Source organism: Methylobacterium sp. E-046, from assembly GCF_022829625.1.
Taxonomy (GTDB): domain Bacteria; phylum Pseudomonadota; class Alphaproteobacteria; order Rhizobiales; family Beijerinckiaceae; genus Methylobacterium; species Methylobacterium longum.
Genome location: NZ_JAKSYP010000189.1, coordinates 1 through 465 on the forward strand (window position 1 = coordinate 1; position 465 = coordinate 465).

Annotated in this window: 1 pseudogene; it reads left to right on the plus strand. The window is 67.3% G+C overall.

Annotated features, from left to right (window positions below):
- Window positions 1-465: pseudogene (locus tag MKK82_RS20230) on the plus strand (flagellar protein); the annotation flags it as partial.

Here is a 465-nt window from a genome sequence, read left to right on the forward strand (position 1 = left end):
GCCACGCGTCAGAACCTGCTCTCGCTGCAGGACACGGCGCAGCTGATGGCGACCACGCAGAACCGCCTCGCCACCGGCAAGACGGTCAACTCCGCCCTCGACAACCCGACCAACTTCTTCACCTCCCAGGCCCTCGACAGCCGCTCTACCGGCCTCAACACCCTGCTGGACGGTGTCTCCAACGGCGTGCAGTCGATCCAGGCGGCCAACCAGGGCATCACCTCGATCCAGAAGCTCGTCGACCAAGCCAAGTCGATCGCCAACCAGGCGCTCTCGACCCAGCTCTCCACCGCCGGTACCGCCGCCAACGCCTACAGTGCCAGCACCGCGTCCTCGACCGTGCTGATGACCATCAACGGCACCTCCGTCTCGGCCTCCATCAACGCCTCCTCCAGCATCTCGGCCACCGTCGCGGCCCTCAACGCCGCGGTCAGCTCGGCCAGCACCACCTCCGGCGGCTCGTTC